This is a genomic window from Xanthomonas vasicola pv. musacearum NCPPB 4379, assembly GCF_000277895.2.
Taxonomy (GTDB): domain Bacteria; phylum Pseudomonadota; class Gammaproteobacteria; order Xanthomonadales; family Xanthomonadaceae; genus Xanthomonas; species Xanthomonas vasicola.
The window spans coordinates 91,463-111,455 of sequence record NZ_CP034655.1; the positions used below are offsets into that span (position 1 = coordinate 91,463).

A 19,993-nucleotide genomic window follows, 5' to 3' on the forward strand; every position below is an offset into this window, starting at 1 on the left:
TGTGTGCGAATTTCTCACGCATGGCTCACGGCAGCGGCGTTACTGATGTCAGCCCCCATGCCGCACCGTGGAGCCGCTTTATGCGCCCCGAGGATCGTCGTCCCGACCGTCGTCTGCTCAGCGCCCTTGTCGAGCCCGCTCCGCCCACACGCGCGCATCGCAAATCGCGCGTGCCGGATACCGCTGGCGTGCCGCAGGATTTCCACTGCTACAGCCTGGCCGACTACCAGCGCCGCCGTCGGCGGGGTGGGCCAACCTGGCGCGATTTATCGCCGGCCTATGCATTCGCACGTATCACTCACGCCGCCGATTGGCCGCGCGGCGCCGATGCCAATTGCGAGCAGGCCCTGGCCGCGCAGTGGGACAGCATGCGTGGCGCATCGCGACTGGACTGGCCGCAGGTGCGCGACATTGTCGAGGACGCCTGGCTGGCGTTGGACCACATTCCCGAAGCAGCGATCCATGGAGCAGCGCACTGATGGCACGACCGATCTGGACCGGAACCCTTTCCTTCGGTTTGCTTAATGTGCCGGTATCGTTGATGTCGGGCGAGCGCAAGGTGGATCTGCATTTCCGCATGCTCGATTCACGTGACAAAAAGCCGATCCGCTTCGAGCGCGTCAATGCCGACACCGGCGACGAGGTGCCGTGGAAGGAGATCGTTAAGGCATTCGAATACGACAAGGGCAGCTACGTCATTGTCGAAGAGCAGGACATCCGCTCGGCCTCGCCGGAAAGCCATGAAACGGTGGAGGTGGAAACCTTTGTCGATGCGGCCGATATCGACCCGCGTTATTTCGAAAAGCCCTACATTCTGGTGCCTGGGAAAAAAGCCGAGAAAGGCTACGTGCTGCTGCGCGAAACCTTGCGCGATACCGGCAAGGTGGGGATCGCCAAAGTGGTCATCCGCACCCGCGAATATCTAGCGGCGGTGATGCCGCAGGGCCATGCCTTGATCCTGCTACTGCTGCGTTACCAACAGGAGGTGGTGGACCCGCAGGACTACAAACTGCCTGCCGGCGCGGTGGGTGAGTACCGCATCACGCCCAAGGAACAGGAGATGGCCAAGCAGCTGATCGAGTCGATGTCTGGCACGTGGCAGCCGGAGGATTACCACGACGAATTCCGCGGCAAGCTGGAAAAGATTTTACGCAAGCGTATTCAGGATAAGGGTGGCACGACCACGGTGGATGTGGAGCCGCCTCAGCACGAAGATGCCACCACCAATGTGGTGGATTTCATGTCGTTGCTGCAGAAGAGCCTGCAAGCGAATACGCGCACACCGGCCAAGAAGAACAGCGCCGACACGGCAGGCGCACCTGCAAAAAAGACCGCGGCCAAGAAGGCGGCAAAAAAAGCCGTCAAGAAGACCGCGAGCAAGGCGACCAAGAAGACCGCCACCAAGACGGCGGCGCCAAGGCGCAAGGCAGGGTAGGCAGGCTCGCAGAACGGACTGCATGCGTGGCATGCCCGCATATCGGCGCGCGCTTCACCGCCACTCACAGCAGTCGATTGCGCGCTACGTTTTAGCGGCTTTAAGGCGAGATCGCATCGGCCCGCTCGCGCGTCACCCGGCTCAATGCGTCGGCACTGATCTCAGCGATGGAATGCGTCCCGGTCAGCGTCATCGCCACGCGCATTTCCTTTTCGATCAGGGTCAGCAGGTTTTCCACGCCGGCCTGCCCGGCGGCCGCCAACGCGTAGACGAACGCGCGGCCCAGCAGCACCGCATCGGCACCCAGTGCGAGCATGCGCACCACATCCAGCCCGCTGCGGATGCCCGAATCGGCCAGAATCTTTAGCTCGCCCTTCACCGCATCGGCAATCGCCGGCAAGGCGCGCGCGCTGGACAGCACGCCGTCGAGCTGACGGCCGCCGTGGTTGGAGACCACGATGCCGTTGGCGCCGAAACGCACCGCATCGCGCGCGTCCTCTGGGTCCAGGATGCCCTTGATTACCATCGGCCCGGTCCAGAACTCGCGGATCCATTCCAGATCTTTCCAGGCAATGGACGGGTCAAAGTTGGCGCCCAGCCAGCCGATGTAATCCTGCAGGCCGGTGGGGCTGCCCCGATAGGCAGAAATATTGCCTAAATCATGCGGTTTGCCGAGCAGGCCCACATCCCACGCCCAGCGCGGATGCGTCACCGCCTGCAGTATGCGCCGCAGCGAGGCATTGGGCCCGCTCATGCCCGAATGCGCATCGCGGTAACGCGCGCCCGGTGTGGGCATGTCCACGGTGAACACCAGCGTGGTCACGCCCGCCGCCCTGGCGCGCTCCAGCGCATTGCGCATGAAGCCGCGGTCCTTGAGCACATACAGTTGGAACCACATCGGCCGCTCGATCGCCGGCGCCACTTCTTCGATCGGGCACACCGACACCGTGGACAGGGTGAACGGAATGCCGCGCGCGGCCGCCGCACGCGCGGCCTGCACTTCGCCGCGGCGTGCATACATGCCGGTGAGGCCGACCGGCGCCAAAGCCACCGGCATCGCCAAGGTTTCGCCGAACAGCTCGGTGCTCAGGCTCAGATCCGACATATTGCGCAGCACCCGCTGGCGCAGCGCGATATCGGCCAGATCCGAGACATTGCGCCGCAAGGTGTGCTCGGCATACGCGCCGCCATCGATGTAATGGAACAGGAAGGGCGGCAAGCGTGCTTCGGCGGCGGCGCGGTAGTCGGAAGCGGCGGAAATGATCATCGAAGACGGGACGGCAGCGGCGGGGAGCGGCCGAGTGTAAGACGATCCATACAAGACAGCACGGCACCGGGACCGCCAGTCAGCACTCTAGGTCCAGATTGGCTCGACGCAGTGCCATGCCCGTCGCTGTGCGCCCGCCTAGGCGGGCGCAAAATGCCCGTGAAACCCTAGCGGTAGCGCGTACGGGAGCCATGCCTGGGCCACCGGCCCGGCTTCGATATGTTGTGCGTCCAGCACCATCAGCCCGGTGCGGGCGCGGCGGGTGTCCAGCACGGTGCCGACCAACCAGCCATCGTCTGGGCGGTCGCTGCCGGGCCTGGGGACGAACACATGTTCCTCAGCCAGCACGTCCGGCCCGTAGCGATGCACCTGGCGGCGGTCGCGTTCCAGGTCATAGCCGGCCACGGCATTGAGAAACGGCGAGTTGTTGGGCCCATCGATGCATGGGGCATACAGGCGTGCGCCGGTGGTGGTCGGGGTGCGGCGGTCGTACAACGGCAATTCCAGGTTATCCACCGGATGCGGCTGCCAATGCGCGCGGCCGTTGCTCAGGTCCAGATGCAGACTGCGCAGTTGCACCTGTGATGGTGCGGCCGCCGGGTCGCCGTGCACGGCCGCACGCATTGGCGAGCGCGCCTGCTCCGGATCGTCGTACACGATGGCGCGCACCACGATGCGGTCGCGATGCGCATAGGCGTCGGCAAAGTGGTATGCCACCGCAAAGTCGGCTTCAAACCAGCGTGGTTGGTCCAACGCATCCTTGGGCACCACCGCAATCCGCGATGGCGCTTCGGGCGTAAAGCGCATTTTTTCGAAGAACGCGCCCTCGCCGTCCAGCCTGCGGTACGGCGCCATGACCAAAATCAAATGCCGATCTGTCATGGCAAAGCTGTGCATATAGCCGGGGGCGTCGGTGTGCAGCAACTGCACGTGACGCAACGTGGCATCTGCGCCCAGGTGCCAGAGCACCACGCCGCTGGCGCCTGCCGCATTGATTGAGCCGAAGTTCCATGCGCTGCCGTCGCGGTCGATCAATGGGTGTGCGGAAAACGGCATCGCAGCCAGATCGTCGCGCCAGGTCACCGGGCCGAGCGTGCGCAACGCATCCGGATCCAGCTCAATCGCCGATCCCGCTTCCCATAATGCGAACAACCGGCCATTGAGCATCGCCACCGAGGTATTGGCGGTGTTGACGTCGTCGTTATCGCGGGCCGGCTGCATGTCGGGCACGGAGGTGCCAGCGGCGCGATACAGAAAACGCCCGGCCTGCTGTTCCTGGGTGAATTTATGCGTAGCCACCATGCGCCCGAAGTGCTGTACCTGGGTGCCGCCCAGCTGCCAGCGATGCACCATGCCATCGCCATCGAACCAGTGTTCGTAGCGGAACCCGGCGCGCTCAGTCCAGGCCGGGCCATTGCGATACAGGCTGCCTGCCAGTCCTTCGGGAAGTTTGCCCTGCAGTGCTGTGGTGGTCGGCCCGAAGGTGGGGCTGGTCACGCTGCGCCAGCCCAGCAACCACGGCGTGCGTTGCAATTGAGTATGAAACGCCGCCGCTTCTGCGGCGTGTGCAGGCAGGCTGCGTAACAACGCCCAGCTGCCGAGCGCGGCGCTGCCGCTGGCGGCCAACAGGGATTGCAGAAAGCGACGACGGTGCATGGCAGTGCTCCTTTCGCGTGCCGGCGTCAGCGCATCTGCACGCTGATGCGCTTCCCGCTGGCCGGCAGGTCAAAGACGATCTCGTCGAAGCCAGGCTTGCGCATGCCGGTGGGGTTGTTGCTGAAGCCATACCCTTCCACCGGCACGCCGATCAGGTTGGTGTCCAGCTTACCGTTGGCGTTTTCGTCGTGATTGATCATCACGCCGTAACGGCCGGGCGGAAGATTCTTGAACTGGATGTGCGGTGTGCTGCTGGTGATCGGCAGCGTCTGCGCCTGCACCGGCGGCTGTGCACTGTCCAGTTGTGCGGCCGAGGCGATCACCGCGATGCGCAGCTTGCCTTGTTGCGAACGCAAACCGCTGACGTCCACGTTCAGGTCGGCGGCGTGCACGCCGGCGCTGCCAAGAGAATGCAGCAACGATATAGATGCGTGCAAGCATGCAACTCTCCTGGCAGCGATAGGGATGCGACGCGGTGGGACCGATCGTACTCAGCGTATCCACCTGGCTGCGCTGGCGGCCGTCGCAGATCGGACCGTGCGTGGCCGCCCACACCGTGCAGCAGCACGCCAGGTTGCATGTCGTGTGGGCCGAACCTGTGTGCAAGCAGAAGAAGCACTGCCTGGCATCCATGCGCGACGCCGCTGCCGTCTGCGCCGTCACCACACCAGCGGCAGCAGGCGCCGGCTCTGCGCCGCATACGCTGGGTAAGCCACCAGGAACGTGCAAAGAACTCGATCGCCGCAGTTGCGTGCCCTTCGCTTTTGGACAAGGTGCCCAGATTGTTGAGCGCATACGACAACTCCAGCTGCCAGCGCGGATCCTGCGGGGCTGCGCGTACCAGGTGTTCGCAAGCAGCAAGGTACTGCGACCAGTACTCGCGCGCTAACGGCAGCTGCTTGGCTTGATACGCCATATAGCCCAACCAATAGGCAGCCTGACCGGTTCGCATGCGCCTCCAGCATTTCGGGCGCCTGCATGCGCGCCTGTTCGGCAGTAGCGGCGGCACGCGTGAACGCGGCATGCGCCGCTTTCACCTTGCCCTGATTCATCAACACTTCGCCGGTGGTCCGCAGGGCGCGTGCGTGGTTGATCAGATCGCCGGTGTGCATGTCGGCACTGGGCAGATCCTCCAGATAACGCAGCGCACGGCTGCCCACGCTATCGAGCAATTTCAGATTGCCCACGGTGCGCAACTGCTCGGCCAGATCGCCCAGCATGTAGCCCACCAGTTGCTGTGCTCGATCGCGCCGCTGTTCGGCCACTTGCTGCGCCTGGCGTGCTTGCAGCCGAGCAGTAGCGAGGCGCTGGCCAGCACTACCAGCAGTGCGGCGGCGGCGTGCACGCTGCGGCGCTGGCGTTGCGAGCGTTCGCAGGCGCGCAGGATGGCATGATCCAGTGCGTCCAGATCCTGCGGCATGCGCCGCGCAGCTTCGCGTGCTTCGCTCAGCGGGCGGCCGCTATTGAGCAGATGATCGGTGCGCCGGCCTTCGGCGGCCCGGCGTTGTGCAGCCAGTTGCAACCGTTTGCGCGCCTGCAGCAGGCGGCGGTTTTCATGGATCCATTCGGCCGCGCGCGGCCATTGCCGCAACAAGGCTTCGTGCGCGACCGCAAAGCCCGGCTCGCCGGCCACCAGCTCGCTGACGAACAGGCGCGCATGCACGAACGCATCCACCAGCACGCGCGCTGCGCTGTTTGCCGGCAATGCCGACCACAGCGCACGCCGCGCGGTCACCGCATCGCTGTCGGGTGGATCACGCCAAACAGCGTCAGTACCTCGCCCAGCGCGGCCTGCGCATCGCCAGACAATGCGCGGAAGGTGTGCTCGGCATGATGCGCCGGCGCGCCTTCCAGCCCACCCAGGGCGGATATGCGGCAAACGTCAGCAGGCCGTCGTCGCTGCGTTGCGCGTGCAGGGCATGCAGGGCATGCAACAAGTGCTGCAGCAACGGCATCGCATCGGGCGGCGTGCGGTGGCGTCGCGCAACGCATCGTCCAGGCGGCCGGCGCTGTTGTGATCTTCTTCGAAGCGCAGCCCGGCCATTGCTGCCAGCGCGCGGATGATCTGGCCGATCTCGCCGTCGCGTGGCGGCAGCAGATCCACATGCCCATCGCCACGTTTGAGTTCAACGATGTCCGACAATACATCGATCAAGCGCGGATAAAAATCGCTGCGGGTCAGCATCAGCACCGCCACGTGCACGCTGCTGCACAGCGCCTGCAAGGCCGCAGCCGCTGGCACCGCTCACCAGCACCATCCCGCGCTGGCTGTGCACCTGCGCGCGCAACACACCCAGCACCTGCGCAATCGCATGGCTGCGGCCGAAGAACACGTCCGCATGCGCCGGATCGAATGCCTGCAGCCTCATGTACGGGTTGCCGTGCACCCACGCCTGCGTGCGGATCACTGCACCGCGGTAAGCGTCCGGAAACACCACCTTTGGAAGCAGCCGGTAGCCGCGCTTGCGGATGGTTCGATAAAGTGCGGCTGGAGGCTGTCGTCACCCAGCTTGCGGCGCAACTGGGCGATGGTCTTGAGCACCGGGTTGTCGCCGTCGAAGCTGCCGTGCCACACCTCGACCAACAACTGCTCGGCACTGACGACCTCACCGGCGCGCTCGGCCAGCGCGATCAGCACTCCATCATGCGCGGTTCCAGCGCGATGGTCTGGCCGTCGTCGATCAGCGTCAGCCGCTCCGGCTCCACCAGCAATGGCCCAAGGCGGAACCGCGGAACCGAGCCCAGCTGCATGACGCGCTCGCGTCGAAGAGACATCGCTGAGATACCGGTCGCACAACTGGAAGGGGCCTCGACAATCGCCAACAGGCGCGACCAAGCACGGCAGAAAAATAGCACAGCTCGCTGCCGCGTAAGGCGATTGTGGTCGCTGTTCGTCGCTGCGCACGCACGGCGCAGCAAGGTGTGCTCGGTATACGCGCCGCCATCGATGGAATGGAACAGGATGGGCGGCAAGCGTGCTTCGGCGGAGGCGTGCTAATCGGAAGCGGCCGAAACGATCATCGGCAACGGACAGCGGCGGTGGCCCTTGGATGTAAAGACAGGCGGCGAACGGGTGCCGCGATGATCGTTCAGCGGCCACAGCAAATGTTCGGCGCCGCGTCCCGGTCTGCTGCGGAGTGCGCCATGCGACCGATACCCAAGTCCCATTGCGCTGATCGTTGCCGCATCTGCAAAGTCAGGATGCTGAACTTTTCTTCGTCAAGCCGACACGCATTTCGGTCGAGGCATCACTTTTTCGCTGCTCGCCAGGGCATGGATTCGAAATCGTATTTTGATGGTGCCCCATCATTTGAATGAGGAGAAATAAAGTGCGTCGAATTGGACGTTTTTTTGGATCCAGCAGTTCTTCTTCAAGTTCTCGCCCGGCCGAAAACGACCAGCGCAGAGATGGAGATGCTGGCAGGCACGGCGCGGCTCCGACGTCAATCCGCGCCTTGCGGGATTGTCCAGCCGCCCTGTGTCGCCGCCTCCACGGGCGCTAAGCAACGAAGAGCATCGGAGCAATCGTGAAATTCAGAATGAGATACTCCCAAATCTGATCAATATAAGAGACCAATGTGCGAATAATCCCGCACTCGGGCGCACGTATCAGAGAGCCGTCGAAGGCGTGCAGAATGCGCAAGGTCGACTTGCAGGTGATACCAGGACTAGATCCAGAGATGAGTTGGCTAAAATTCTGGCGAAATGCAGGAGAGACCTCGAAGCTTTCACTAGAACGCAGTATCAGGCTGTCGAAGCTGAACAATCCTATAGGGGAGGGGAGAGCACCCTGCTTGGATCCCAGGCGCAAATCGCTCCCAATGTGATGGCGGAAGCGATGAATATATTGTACGGGTATCAGACGGTGATAAACCCGGTGCAAATGAATGAATGGCATAGGACGCAGGTGGGAAATCTACTCAAAGATATTAGCGATAACAAACCGGTAAGTCATGCAGCGGTCTATAATGCCTATCAGGTTAGGCATGATCCCCGTGCATTGATCGAAATACTTCTTGCGCACGTGTCGCGCGGCTAATGGCCTGCCACTCATCCACCGAGCCCCTGCAAGCGTGGATGGCACCGCAAGACGCCGCAGCCGACAATGCGCTGCCGCCTGCTGGCTGAGCCAGCAGGCGGCATGTGCTGGGTCTGGGTACTCACGCCGGTGGATGGCGGCTCACGGGCCGCCATGCATGGCGCTGTGCGGCAGGGGGACACCTGACGCACTGTGGGGAGCGTTGTCGTGGATGGCTCTAATGCTCGTCTGCCACGACTGCGGCACGCCTTTTTTTCGGCAGCACCGGGCCTCCCCAATACCTCGTCCAGGCACTAAGATGCCGCCAGCATCTTGCTGACCAGGAGTTCCCGTTGATCATCCATCCCAAAGTGCGCGGCTTCATCTGCACCACCACGCATCCGCTTGGCTGCGAGCGCAATGTGCTCGAGCAGATCGCCGCAACGCGTGCGCGCGGCGTCCGCAATGACGGCCCCAAGAAAGTGCTGGTGATCGGCGCGTCCAGCGGCTATGGCCTGGCCTCGCGCATCACCGCCGCCTTCGGGTTCGGTGCGGACACGCTGGGCGTGTTCTTCGAAAAGCCCGGCACCGCGACCAAGGCCGGCACCGCCGGCTGGTACAACGCCGCCGCGTTCGACAAACATGCCAAGGCCGCCGGGCTGTATAGCAAGTCGATCAATGGCGATGCGTTTTCTGATGCGGCGCGTGCGCAGGTCATCGAGCTGATCAAGAATGAAATGGGCGGCCAGGTCGACCTGGTGGTGTATTCGCTGGCCTCGCCGGTGCGCAAGCTGCCGGGCAGCGGCGAAGTGAAGCGCTCGGCGCTCAAGCCGATCGGTGAGACCTACACCGCCACCGCCATCGACACCAACAAGGACACCATCATCCAGGCCTCGATCGAGCCGGCCAGCGCGCAGGAGATCGAGGACACCATCACCGTGATGGGCGGGCAGGATTGGGAACTGTGGATCGACGCGCTGGAAGGCGCCGGTGTGCTTGCCAATGGCGCCCGCAGCGTGGCCTTCAGCTATATCGGCACCGAAATCACCTGGCCGATCTACTGGCATGGCGCACTCGGCAAGGCCAAGGTCGATCTGGACCACACCGCGCAGCGCTTGAACGCGCGCCTGGCCAAGCACGGTGGCGGCGCCAATGTGGCGGTGCTCAAGTCGGTGGTCACCCAGGCCAGCGCCGCCATTCCGATGATGCCGCTGTACATTTCCATGGTCTACAAGATCATGAAAGAGAAGGGCTTGCACGAAGGCACCATCGAACAGTTGGATCGCTTGTTCCGCGAGCGCCTGTACCGCGAAGACGGCCAGCCGGCCCAAGTAGACGACGAAAACCGCCTGCGTCTGGACGACTGGGAATTGCGCGATGACGTGCAGGACGCCTGCAAGGCGCTATGGCCGCAGGTCACCACCGAAAACCTATTCGCGCTCACCGACTACGCTGGCTACAAGCACGAGTTCCTCAAGCTGTTCGGCTTCGAGCGCACCGATGTGGATTACGACGCCGATGTGGCGACGGATGTCAGCTTCGATTGCATCGAGTTGGCTTGATTGCCGGGGTTAGAGATTGGGGATTCGGGATTCGCAAGAGCGGTGGGATTGCCGCATCGCTGATCTTCGGCAGCCCCGAACGGTTTGCGGCAAGGACAAGCGGCACGCGATGCTGGTTGCCCTTGCTGTGACGAATCCCCACTTCCTAATCCCGAATCTCTGCCTCCAATGGACAAACTCGTCGCCCATCTTGTCCTGACCTTTCTGGTCACTGGCGTCTGCGCGTGCTCTTGCGGTTATCCTTGTGCACGGTGCGCTTAAAATACCCGTCAATCTTGTGATCACCACGGCTGTGATGTGCGCCGTGGTGATGCAGGACGGCTCGGCACCGCCGTGGCAAAACGCGTTGTTGATTGCGGCGTTTTTCAGCGTTCCGGCATCGGTCTGCGTGGTGCTGGTGAGCACCCCACTGGCATGGATTATCAACAAACGCCGCGCACGCAGGCCGGCTTGAAACCGTGAGCGCTGCAAGCAAAACCTAGCGAGCATCTGCCCACTGCCCGCAGGCCACGCAACAGCGTGTTAGCTAAGTACACCGTGCTCTCTGATCAACAACTCTAGAAAAAGTGCCGAAAGCCAGCGCTCTCAGCTTTTACGATTTCCCAATCCCGATTCCCAATTCCCGGCCTTTCACCGCTTCACATCAAACCGCGCATCGCCCACGCACGCCTGCACATCGGCCACCGAAAGCGGATTGAAATCGCCCGGAATCGAATGCTTCAAACAGCCGGCGGCCAGGCCGAAGCGCACCGTGTCTTCTAGCGACCAGCCTTCGATCAGGCCGTGCAGCACGCCGGCCGCAAACGCGTCGCCGCCGCCAATGCGGTCGATGATGTAGGTGAGTTCTTCGATGGGTGCACGCGCCACCGCGCCTTCGCGTGGCACCAGCATCGCGCCCAGGCTGTGGTGGTCCACGTTATGCGCCACGCGCTGCGTGCACGCCATCAACTGCAACTGCGGGAAGGCGGCGAAGGCTTGCTGCGCGGCCGCTTCCACGCGCGCTTCCAGCGTGTCCTGCGCAAACTCTCCGCCCAGCACCACGCCGATGTCGCGGTAATCGGCAAACACCACATCCGCGCAGGCAAACAACTGATGCAGGATGCCGCGCGCATCGCCTTGCCAGCGTTGCCACAACTTCGGCCGATAATTGCCGTCGAACGATACCTTCACCCCGGCCGCACGCGCGGCACGCGCCGCCGCCAACGTGGCCTGCGCAACATCGGCACCCAACGCCGGGCTCACGCCGGACAAGTGCAGCCACTGCACGCCTTCAAGCAGACGCGGCCAGTCGTAGGCATCGGCCGGTGCCAGCGCAAACGCCGAATCGGCGCGGTCGTAGATCACTTCGCTGGGGCGATGGATGGCACCGGTAGTCAAGAAATACAGGCCCATGCGGCCATCCACACGCCGCACGTGGCGGGTATCCACGGCATGCCGGCGCAATTCGCCTAGCACCGCCGCACCGAGTGGGTTGTCCGCAACCGTGCTGACCATGGCCACTTCATGGCCGAAATGCGCCAGCGACACGCCGACATTCGCTTCTGCACCACCGCAGTGCACGTCCAGCCGAGGCTGCTGCAACAACAGCGCGTGACCAGGCGCCCCAAGGCGCAGCAATAACTCACCAAAACACAGGATACGGGCACGGCTCATGCGGCAATTACCTCGGCTGGGTGATCCGTGGCGGAGTGGGGGCGCCGCCACGCATCGAGATGACCATCGGTGTCATTGTGGCCGGCGTGAATTGCTGGCTACCACGGGCATGATGCGACGTGAGGTGACGGCTTGCACCCCTTTTTCGGAAATTTGGTGGCGTTTTGTGCTGCGCTGCAAGATGTTACAGGGCGATTCAGCTGGTAACGTCGTTTTGACCAACGGTGTCATTTCCGCTCGCAACCCGCTAATTCACATTGTTTATGGACCCTTGGGAGGGGAGGACATGCAATTTCGGACCACCAACCGGAAGACACCGGTTACCTTGCTCGCACTGTCGATCGGCCTGGTGCTGAGCGGCCACGTTGCCGCACAAGAAGCTGCCCCATCGCCGGCCGAGCCCGCAGTGGACCTGGACACCGTCACGGTGACCGGTTACCGCGCCAGCGTTGAGAAGGCGCTGGACATCAAGCGCGGCGAAGCCGGCGTAGTCGATGCCATTGTCGCCGAGGACATTGGCAAGTTCCCCGACCTCAACCTGGCCGAGTCGCTGCAGCGTATCCCCGGCGTGGTGATCACCCGCGATGCCGGCGAAGGCCGGGCCATTACCGTGCGTGGTCTGGGCCCGGAGTTCACCCGCGTGCGCATCAACGGCATGGAAGCGCTCACCACCGTGGGCGCCGGCGACCAAAGCGGCGGCACCAACCGCGGCCGTGGCTTCGACTTCAACGTGTTCGCCTCGGACCTGTTCTCGCAGCTGATCGCACGCAAGACCGCCTCGGCCGATGTAGAAGAAGGTTCGCTGGGTGCCACTGTCGACCTGCGCACTGCGCGCCCGTTCGACTACAACGGCTTCACCTTCGCCGCCAGCACCCAGGCGGCTTACAACGCCATGGCCGAGAAGGCCAACCCGCGTGTGGCCGCGTTGATCGCCAATACCTGGGCAGACAACACCTTTGGCGCCTTGCTGTCGGTGGCCTATACCGAGCGGCAGGTGCTGGAAGAAGGCTCCAACACCGGCCGCTGGGCCAATGGTCCGAGCAACGGTAACTTCAGTGCAGCATCGCCCTACGCCGCCGCGCGCTCGGCCGACGTGTACCACCCGCGATTCCCTCGCTATGTGCAGCTGGAACACGACCAGCAACGCCTGGGCGTGACCGGGTCGTTGCAGTGGAAGCCCACCGACCGCACCACCGTCTCGCTGGATGCGCTGTATTCCAAGATCGACGCCACGCGCGATGAGCACTATATCGAGGCGATCTCCTTCAGCCGCGCTCGCGACAGCGGCACGCCGCGTCGTGCCGATCGCGACGGCAAGCCGGCTACCATTGTGCGCAACGGCGAGATCCGCAACAACGCGCTGGTGTACGGCGAATTCGACAACGTCGATATTCGCTCGGAAAACCGCCACGACGAATGGAATACCGAATTCAAGCAGGTCAGCCTGGATCTGGAGCACCGCTTCAACGATGCCTTCTCCGTGTCTGGTCGTGTCGGTACCTCGCGCTCGGCGCACGAGAACCCGGTGCAGACCACCATCATCATGGACAAGTACGACGTCGACGGGTACAGCTACGACTATCGTGGCAACAACCGCGCGCCGGTGCTGAACTACGGCATCGACCCGACCAACCCCGCCGGTTGGGAACTGGCCGAAATCCGCCTGCGTCCGCAGACCGTCGACAACGATTTCGATACCGCGCAGATCGACTTCAACTGGAACATCAGCCCCGGCTTCCGCCTCAAGGGTGGCGTGCTGGCCAAGAACTACACCTTCAGCACGGTTGAACTGCGTCGCGCCAGCGAAGTGTCGGTGCCGACCTTTGCCAACGGCAGCCGCATCGTGCCGTCGGACCTGACCGAACAAGCTGGTCTCAAGGGCATCAATGGCAGCCCGTCCAACTGGGTCATTCCCAATCTGGATGCAGTGGCCGACCAGCTTGGCATCTACAGCAACAGCGGCACCTTCGCCGTGGCGCCGCGTGCCAACAACACCCGCAGTGTTGAAGAAAAAGACCGCGGCGTCTGGCTGATGGGCGAGTTCTCCACCGACCTGGGTTCCATCCCGCTGTCGGGTAACTTCGGCGTGCGCTATGTACGCACTGAGCAGGAGTCCTCCGGCTATGCGTTGATCAACAACGCACCGGCGCTGACCACGGTGGGCCGCAAGTACAACAACACGCTGCCCTCGTTCAACCTGGTGGCCGAGCTCGCGCCCGACCTGTTGCTGCGCCTGGGTGCGGCCAAGGTGATGTCGCGTCCCGGCCTGGGCAGCCTCACGCCTGGCGTGACCGTGGCCGTGGCCGGTGGCGCACGCACCGTCTCCGGCGGCAACCCGGATCTGGATCCGATCGAAGCCACCAATGTCGATCTTGGCCTGGAGTGGTACTTCAACGAAGGCGCGATGCTGGGTGTCGGTGTGTTCTACAAGGACATCGAAAGCTTCATCCAGACCGCGCGCGAAGTTCGCCCGTATTCCAGCAGTGGCCTGCCGGCTGCGTTGCTGGATGGCACCGGCGCCAGCGTCAACGACGATTTCACTTTCAGCATTCCGTTGAATACACCCGGCGGCGAGTTGAAGGGCGTGGAAGCGAACTATGTCCAGCCGTTTACGTTCCTGCCGGGCAAGTGGGCAAACCTGGGCGTGCAACTGAACTACACCTGGGTCGATTCGCAGATCCAGTACCTGTCCAGCACCGGCACACCGGTGATGAAAAACGATCTGACCGGGCTGTCGCGCTCCTCGTGGAATGCAACCTTGTTCTACGAAGGCGAGACCTTCGCCGGCCGTATCTCGGCCACCAATCGCGACGATTACCTGACCCAGGCCCCAGGCACGGAAGCAGGATTCAACGTGGATGGCGTGCACGGCATGACCGGCACCACCATGATCGACGCCTCGCTGCGCTACAAGATCAGCAAGCAGCTGGAGCTGAGCCTGGAGGGCATCAACCTCACCAACGAAGCGTCCGACGAATGGGTGTCGTCGCCGCAAACCGGTGAGTTGCCGCTGCAGTACACCGAAACCGGCCGTCAGTATTTGCTGGGCCTGCGCTACAAGTTCTAACAGGTGTCTGCCCGCTACGCACATCGCGTAGCGGGCGTGATCCCACGCTTCAACGCATTCGCACGGCGCGTTGCTGATCACGTAGTTCTGCACGCGATGCAGTGATGTGCGTTGCAGCCCGCCCGCACCACGCATCGCCTTGATCGCCAGCATGCAGACGTTGGCGATCACTACGCGACGCACGCGCAGACAGGCACCGCGTAGTCTATACAGACCATCGCTGCGCCGGGCAAGACAGGTGGCAGACCCCGGCCGGCGTGGGGCTGCCAACGCCATGCAGTATCGAATATTCGCCGCGCGGTGACCCCGTGCGGCGATGCTTTTTGAGGAGTCAGGCAGTGAGCGTGTTGAAGGCTTGGATGGGTGTGCTGTTACTGATAGCGCTGCCGGTGAGTGCGGTCGCTGCCGATGCACCGGAGTTGTTGTTCCGCGTCTCGGCCGACCGCAGTCTGGAAGCCGATGTCGCCCGCGGCGATGGCGTGCCCAACTTCCGCGACAAGATCGCGCTGGTGCCCACAGGCAAACGCGGCAACGCCATCGAATGGGCCGACGACGGCGTGCTGTCGTGGAATGCGCCCGGCAACCTCTACACCCAGCGCGGCACGCTCAGCTTCTTCTGGCGTTCGCGTTACCCGGTCGGCGAAGCGCCGTTCGTGATCTTCCGCGTTGGCTACGCCGACCACACCAGCTGGGACATGGCCTGGCTGCGCATCGACTGGAACGGCCACGGCTTCGATGCCTTCGTCACCGACGCCAACCTCGCGCGCACCCGTGTCTCCTTCAAGCTCGACAAGAACCCGGCCGCCAGCGACTGGACCCACATTGCGTTTGCCTGGGACGAAACCCGCGGCGTGCGCCTGTATGTCGATGGCAAGGAAGCCGCACGCGTGGATTGCGGCCAAGCCTGCGCCAACGGTGGCGCGCTCGACTTCGACGCCGCACTCGATCAGTTCGGCCTCGCCGGCCGCGTGATGTCGCCGCATCAAGTGCAGAGCCGCTACAACTTCCTGCGCGGCAGCGACTTCGACGAGATCCGCATTTACGACCGCATGCTCGACAGCGCGGGCGCCAGCGCACTCGCACGCCTGCAGGAACCCACCACCGCACCCGCCACGCCTGCGGATGCGCAATACGCCGCCTTCCTGCATCGCTACGGCTGGGACAACGGCCACGCACCGCCTGCACTCACCGCGCCGGTCACCCGCATCCGCAAGGTTGAATTCAGTGATGCGCGCGATCTCAAGCAATGGATGTGGAAGGCCACCGACGGCATCGCCGAAACCACCTGGCCCGGCGTCTACAACCGCTCGCGGCTACCGGGGCGCAACGACTACTTCCAACTGCCCGACTGGAACACCTACGTTGAAGGCGGCAAGGCGCTCGACCTCACCCTGCCGGACGAGCCCTTCAACCGCATCGAACTACGCGGCGCCGCCTACGGCCAGGCCACCTACGCCGCGCCCAATGCACAGCTGCAACCCTTGTTCGCACGCCAGCAAGGCGTGGTGCGCAGCGTCGACCAATTTGAAGAACGCCGCGGCGGCACGCTGCGCTTTGCCAACACCGCGCAGGAAACCCCCATCCAGGAAATCTGGGCCTACGACGTGCAGCCGGGCGAAGTCCCCAAAGGCAGCGTGCAACTCAGCTATACCGTGCGCAGCGACATCCAGCCCGACTACGACAACCTCGCCGAGCTGCGCGCTGTCATCGCCGGCCGCTACCCAGCGAGCGAGCGCCAGACCGTCATCGCACTGCCCACCAAGGCGCCGGCCCGCAAGCGCCCCAGCGACAAGGCCGCAGCCAACATCACGCAGCACCCCATCGTGCACATCCTGGTGCCCTCCAGCCTGGGCAATCCGCCGCCGGATCAAGCGCTGATGCGCAGCTGGTCCTACGGCTGGGAAAACATGCACGACGGCCTGGACGGCATCGCCATCACCTTGCCGGCGCTGAACCTGCCGGCCACCCACAACGGCAGCATCCCGCTCAATATCCGCATCAAGGACCCCATCTGGCCCGCACGCGACATGATCGATGTCTCGGTCGCCGTCGCCCCCGGCCAGGCCCGCACGCTGTGGCTGGACCTGCGCGACAGAATCCTCAGCAACGAAAGCCTGATGCTCAGCATCGCCGCCGCCGCGCCAGGCTTTAACGCCAACGTGCTCGACGGCACCCAATTGCAGCTGGTGTTCAAACCGCGCGCCGAGGCCATCAAGGAACACATCGCCGACCGCTTCAACCAGGTCAAGGACAACTGGGGCTTCCTGGTCGAAGAACACACCACCTCCAAGCGTCAGCTGCTCTACAAACGGCTAGATGCCGACATCACCGACCTATTACGTGTCTACCCGGACAACGCGCTTGGCCGCCAATACTGGAACGACATCAGCTACGGCAACCAGAGCGAGTTGCCCGTCGATATGCCGACCGTGCCCAAGGGCGTGCCTGCCTGGGCGTTCTGGCAGCTGGAAGACCTCAAGGCCACGCGCCGCTACATCCGCTGGTGGATCGAGCAGCGCCAGGTGGCCTACGGCGATTTCGGCGGCGGCATTTCCGACGACTCGGATCTGGTGCAGCAATTTCCCGGCGTCGCGCTGATGGGCGTGGACCCGGACATCATCAACGCCTCCATGCTGGCGCTGTCCGATGCCAACTACCGCAATGGCATGTTCACCAACGGCCTGTCCACCATCGAGACCGACGAGCTGCATTCCTACGAGGAAGGCATCAACATCAACAGCGCCCTGCTGTATCTCAACTGGGGCGACCCGCGCACCGTCGAGCGCCTGATGCAAACCGTCAAAGCCTTCGACGCCATCATCCAGGTCAACCCGCAGGGCCACCTGCTGTTCGCCAGTAACTGGTTCGGCGGCCGCAAGGTTTACCGCGAACCCAACTGGCAATGGCAAAAACCGTACTCCTTCCCCATCGTGCACCCGGCCATCCTGCTGGGTGGCTATAACGCCGACCCCAACAGCCGCCGCATCGTCACCGGATTAGCCGACGGCTACCTCGCCCATGCCTACACCAATACCAAGGGCAACTGGGCCCTGCCCAACGAGATCAACTGGCAAACCGGCAAAACCCGCGGCGGCGAACTCTTCGAAGGCAGCGGCGGCGCCGACACCTTGCACACCTTCTGGGCCGCCTACCGCTTCACCTGCGAAGACCGCTATCTCAAACCGATTAACTACCGCGTCGCCAACAGCGGCCCCAATGGCCTGTCGCTGCTCAACGAAAACTTCCTCGACGTCATGGGCAAGCGCAATGACTGGGCCAGCAAGTTAATCGACGCCGCAAACAAAGACGACGGCAGCGCCCCGGACTTCCCGCACTTTGTTGCCTGGGAACAAACTGGCAACCTCGATTATCTCGCCAGCATTTACCGCAGCGAAGCAAGAGAGAAGCTGCAGAACTTCTACATGAACACCGAAGGCCACTGGTGGAGCAATCGCGTCGAATCCCCCACCGTCAACCTACAACGCGCACGCCTTGGCGGCGTTGCTCTCAAGCGCAATCAAACCTACCCCGGGCACACCGTGAGCTGGCGCTTCGCCGACCCAGAAGCCGCCACCCAAGTGGCCATCGCCATCCCCGCGCCACAGCAAGACCGCTTCACCGTCATTGCCTACAACACCTCCAGCAAACCTCAGCGCGCAAGCATGACCGGCTGGAACGTCGCCCCAGGCCAATGGCGCATCACCCAGGGCGTGGACCGCGACGGCGAAGGCAAGATCGACAGCACCGGCACCACGCGCGAGGTGGCTTTCGAAAAAAGCGCTTCCCTCGATATCGATTTCCCCGCAAGCCGCACCACAATCTTGCAGTTCGAGCGCATCGCAGCCACCACCCCGGTCGAACTACGCCCGGACCTTGGCATCGGCCACGGCGACGTACGCGTGACCGCAGACGCCATCGAAGTGACAGTGCACAGCCTCGGGCATGCTGATGCACCAGCTGGGTTTGTGGTGCTGGAGGATGCACGTGGGGAGGAGCTGGCGCGGGCAGGGTTTCCGGCGCTTGCCGCGCCGCGCGATTTGACGCCTAGAACGGCGGTTGTGCGGTTGGCGGTGCCGTCTGCTAGTACTGGCAAGGACGCGCGTTTGCGTCTGGTAACGGAAGGCGAGGTTGCTGAGGTGACTCAACGTAACAACATGCTGGCGGTACCGAAAAAGTAGGCAACGGGCTCAAGCGGTGAGTCGTAAGCTCCCCCGTCAAGCAGTCACTTTAAAAGTAGAACTTCCGGCGTGTTGGTTGCGGTACTCGACAGGCGCCAGCCCGCCGAGTGAATCGTGTGGTCTTTCTTCGTTGTAGTCGATCATCCACCAATGCGCGGCCTCGCGAACATCATCGAGTCGGGTGAACAGGTGCTGGTCGAGCACTTCCTCGCGAAAAGTGCGGTTGAAACGCTCGATGAAAGCGTTCTGGTTCGGTTTGCCGGGCTGGATGTATCGGATCGCCACGCCATTGATCTTTAGCCAGCTGGTCAATGCTTCGCCCAGGAACTCGGGCCCGTTGTCGGAACGCACGACCTGCGGCAGGCCACGGTCGTGCTTGATCTGCTCGAACACGCGCACCAGACGATGCGAGTTGATCGACGTATCCACCTCGATGTGGAGCACCTCGCGGTTGAAGTCGTCGACCACGTTGAAGGTGCGGAAGCGCCGGCCGCACGCCAAGGCGTCGCTCATGAAGTCGACCGACCAGACGGTGTCAGGCAACCTCGGGACATACAGCGCGACACGCTCGCGCTTCGGAAGACGCCGCTTCGCAGCGCGGCGCAGGTTGAGCCGCATGGCCTTATATACGCGATAGATTCTTTTCGGGTTCCAGTCAGGACGCACCCTGCGTAGCACGTCGCTGCATTTCCAGAAGCCGCGACTCGGTCGATCTTCGACGACACGTGCGATCGCCGCAATCAACTCGGCATCGCGCACTGTCCAGTCGAGCGGTGGCGCATACCACGCCGCACGCGCAAGCCCGACGCATGTACAGGACCGACGCAGTGGCCGCGCGTGCACCTCGATCAGGTACCGCACGGCCTCGCGCTTGCGCGCCGGCCCTAGAGTTTTTTTGCGATGAGATCCTTCATGGCCGCGTTGTCGAGCGCCAACTCGGCGTACATCCGCTTGAGCTTGGCGTTCTCGGACTCGAGCTCCTTGACCCGCCGCAACTCCGAAGCCTCCAGGCCTCCGTCCTTGCTCTTCCACTGGTAGTACGTCGCTGTGCTGATACCGACCTGGCGACAGATGTCCTTGACGGACACGCCGGCGTCGGCCTGCTTAAGCGTCGCGACGATCTGCGTCTCGGTGAACTTTGATGTGCGCATAGAACC

The 19,993-nt window shown here is 63.3% G+C and carries 11 protein-coding genes and 2 pseudogenes; 7 read left to right on the forward strand and 6 right to left on the reverse strand.

Annotated elements, in window-relative coordinates; translation table 11 throughout:
• Positions 1 to 113: 113 nt before the first annotated feature.
• Both KWO_RS00430 and ku read left to right on the forward strand, forming a co-directional pair.
• Positions 114 to 479: a hypothetical protein gene (locus KWO_RS00430; RefSeq protein WP_256133518.1), complete on the forward strand. Its 366-nt coding sequence runs from the start codon at positions 114 to 116 to the stop codon at positions 477 to 479.
• Positions 479 to 1,435, forward strand: coding sequence for a non-homologous end joining protein Ku (gene ku / locus KWO_RS00435; RefSeq protein WP_010379763.1), 957 nt, complete (start codon positions 479 to 481; stop codon positions 1,433 to 1,435). The genes KWO_RS00430 and ku overlap by 1 nt, the downstream gene beginning before the upstream one ends.
• Positions 1,436 to 1,535: 100 nt before the next feature.
• On the opposite strand, the gene lldD is transcribed toward ku, so the two are convergent.
• The 4 genes and pseudogenes from lldD to KWO_RS00455 all read right to left on the reverse strand — a co-directional run.
• Positions 1,536 to 2,702 carry an FMN-dependent L-lactate dehydrogenase LldD gene (gene lldD / locus KWO_RS00440; protein WP_017112436.1) on the reverse strand — a complete coding sequence of 389 codons (1,167 nt, stop codon included), beginning with the start codon at positions 2,700 to 2,702 and terminating at the stop codon, positions 1,536 to 1,538.
• A gap of 138 nt (positions 2,703 to 2,840) precedes the next feature.
• Positions 2,841 to 4,358, reverse strand: coding sequence for a carotenoid oxygenase family protein (locus KWO_RS00445; RefSeq protein WP_010379766.1), 1,518 nt, complete (start codon positions 4,356 to 4,358; stop codon positions 2,841 to 2,843).
• A gap of 26 nt (positions 4,359 to 4,384) precedes the next feature.
• Entirely contained in the window at positions 4,385 to 4,777 is a 393-nt protein-coding gene (locus tag KWO_RS00450; protein WP_010379767.1) for a DUF2141 domain-containing protein, read from the reverse strand.
• Positions 4,778 to 5,046: 269 nt separating this feature from the next.
• Positions 5,047 to 7,133 (reverse strand): annotated as a pseudogene (locus tag KWO_RS00455) (winged helix-turn-helix domain-containing protein); the annotation flags it as partial.
• 910 nt (positions 7,134 to 8,043) lie between these two features.
• Between KWO_RS00455 and KWO_RS00465 the strand changes: the two are divergent.
• The 3 genes and pseudogenes from KWO_RS00465 to KWO_RS00475 all read left to right on the forward strand — a co-directional run bounded on the left by KWO_RS00465 (position 8,044) and on the right by KWO_RS00475 (position 10,392).
• On the forward strand, positions 8,044 to 8,397 hold the full coding sequence (locus KWO_RS00465) for a hypothetical protein (RefSeq protein WP_010379774.1): 354 nt from the start codon (positions 8,044 to 8,046) through the stop codon (positions 8,395 to 8,397).
• Positions 8,398 to 8,729: 332 nt separating this feature from the next.
• Positions 8,730 to 9,938, forward strand: coding sequence for an enoyl-ACP reductase FabV (gene fabV, locus KWO_RS00470; protein ID WP_010379775.1), 1,209 nt, complete (start codon positions 8,730 to 8,732; stop codon positions 9,936 to 9,938).
• Positions 9,939 to 10,106: 168 nt separating this feature from the next.
• Positions 10,107 to 10,392, forward strand: a pseudogene (locus KWO_RS00475) (hypothetical protein).
• Between the two features lie 176 nt (positions 10,393 to 10,568).
• Here KWO_RS00475 and KWO_RS00480 read toward each other — a convergent pair.
• Positions 10,569 to 11,591, reverse strand: a complete 1,023-nt coding sequence (locus KWO_RS00480; protein ID WP_010367040.1) for a sugar kinase — start codon at positions 11,589 to 11,591, stop codon at positions 10,569 to 10,571.
• A gap of 286 nt (positions 11,592 to 11,877) precedes the next feature.
• On the opposite strand from KWO_RS00480, the gene KWO_RS00485 reads away from it, so the two are divergent.
• Both KWO_RS00485 and KWO_RS00490 read left to right on the forward strand, forming a co-directional pair.
• Positions 11,878 to 14,658 carry a TonB-dependent receptor gene (locus KWO_RS00485; protein ID WP_010379777.1) on the forward strand — a complete coding sequence of 927 codons (2,781 nt, stop codon included), beginning with the start codon at positions 11,878 to 11,880 and terminating at the stop codon, positions 14,656 to 14,658.
• Between the two features lie 359 nt (positions 14,659 to 15,017).
• Complete coding sequence (locus KWO_RS00490; protein WP_017112439.1) at positions 15,018 to 18,836, forward strand: LamG-like jellyroll fold domain-containing protein; 3,819 nt, start codon at positions 15,018 to 15,020, stop codon at positions 18,834 to 18,836.
• A gap of 36 nt (positions 18,837 to 18,872) precedes the next feature.
• Here the strand turns inward: KWO_RS00490 and KWO_RS00495 are convergent.
• Positions 18,873 to 19,987 (reverse strand): IS3 family transposase gene (locus KWO_RS00495; protein WP_162832869.1). Its coding sequence is split into 2 segments (ribosomal slippage): positions 18,873 to 19,735 and positions 19,735 to 19,987, totalling 1,116 coding nucleotides; the frame shifts between segments, so codons are not numbered across the junction.
• Positions 19,988 to 19,993 lie beyond the last annotated feature (6 nt).

Excerpts from the sequence above, each read along its gene's own strand:
- KWO_RS00480 (WP_010367040.1), bottom strand. The coding sequence starts at position 11,591 with ATGAGCCGTGCCCGTATCCTGTGTTTTGGTGAGTTATTGCTGCGCCTT.
- KWO_RS00485 (WP_010379777.1), top strand. The coding sequence starts at position 11,878 with ATGCAATTTCGGACCACCAACCGGAAGACACCGGTTACCTTGCTCGCA.
- KWO_RS00490 (WP_017112439.1), top strand. The coding sequence starts at position 15,018 with ATGGGTGTGCTGTTACTGATAGCGCTGCCGGTGAGTGCGGTCGCTGCC.
- KWO_RS00445 (WP_010379766.1), bottom strand. The coding sequence starts at position 4,358 with ATGCACCGTCGTCGCTTTCTGCAATCCCTGTTGGCCGCCAGCGGCAGC.
- ku (WP_010379763.1), top strand. The coding sequence starts at position 479 with ATGGCACGACCGATCTGGACCGGAACCCTTTCCTTCGGTTTGCTTAAT.
- lldD (WP_017112436.1), bottom strand. The coding sequence starts at position 2,702 with ATGATCATTTCCGCCGCTTCCGACTACCGCGCCGCCGCCGAAGCACGC.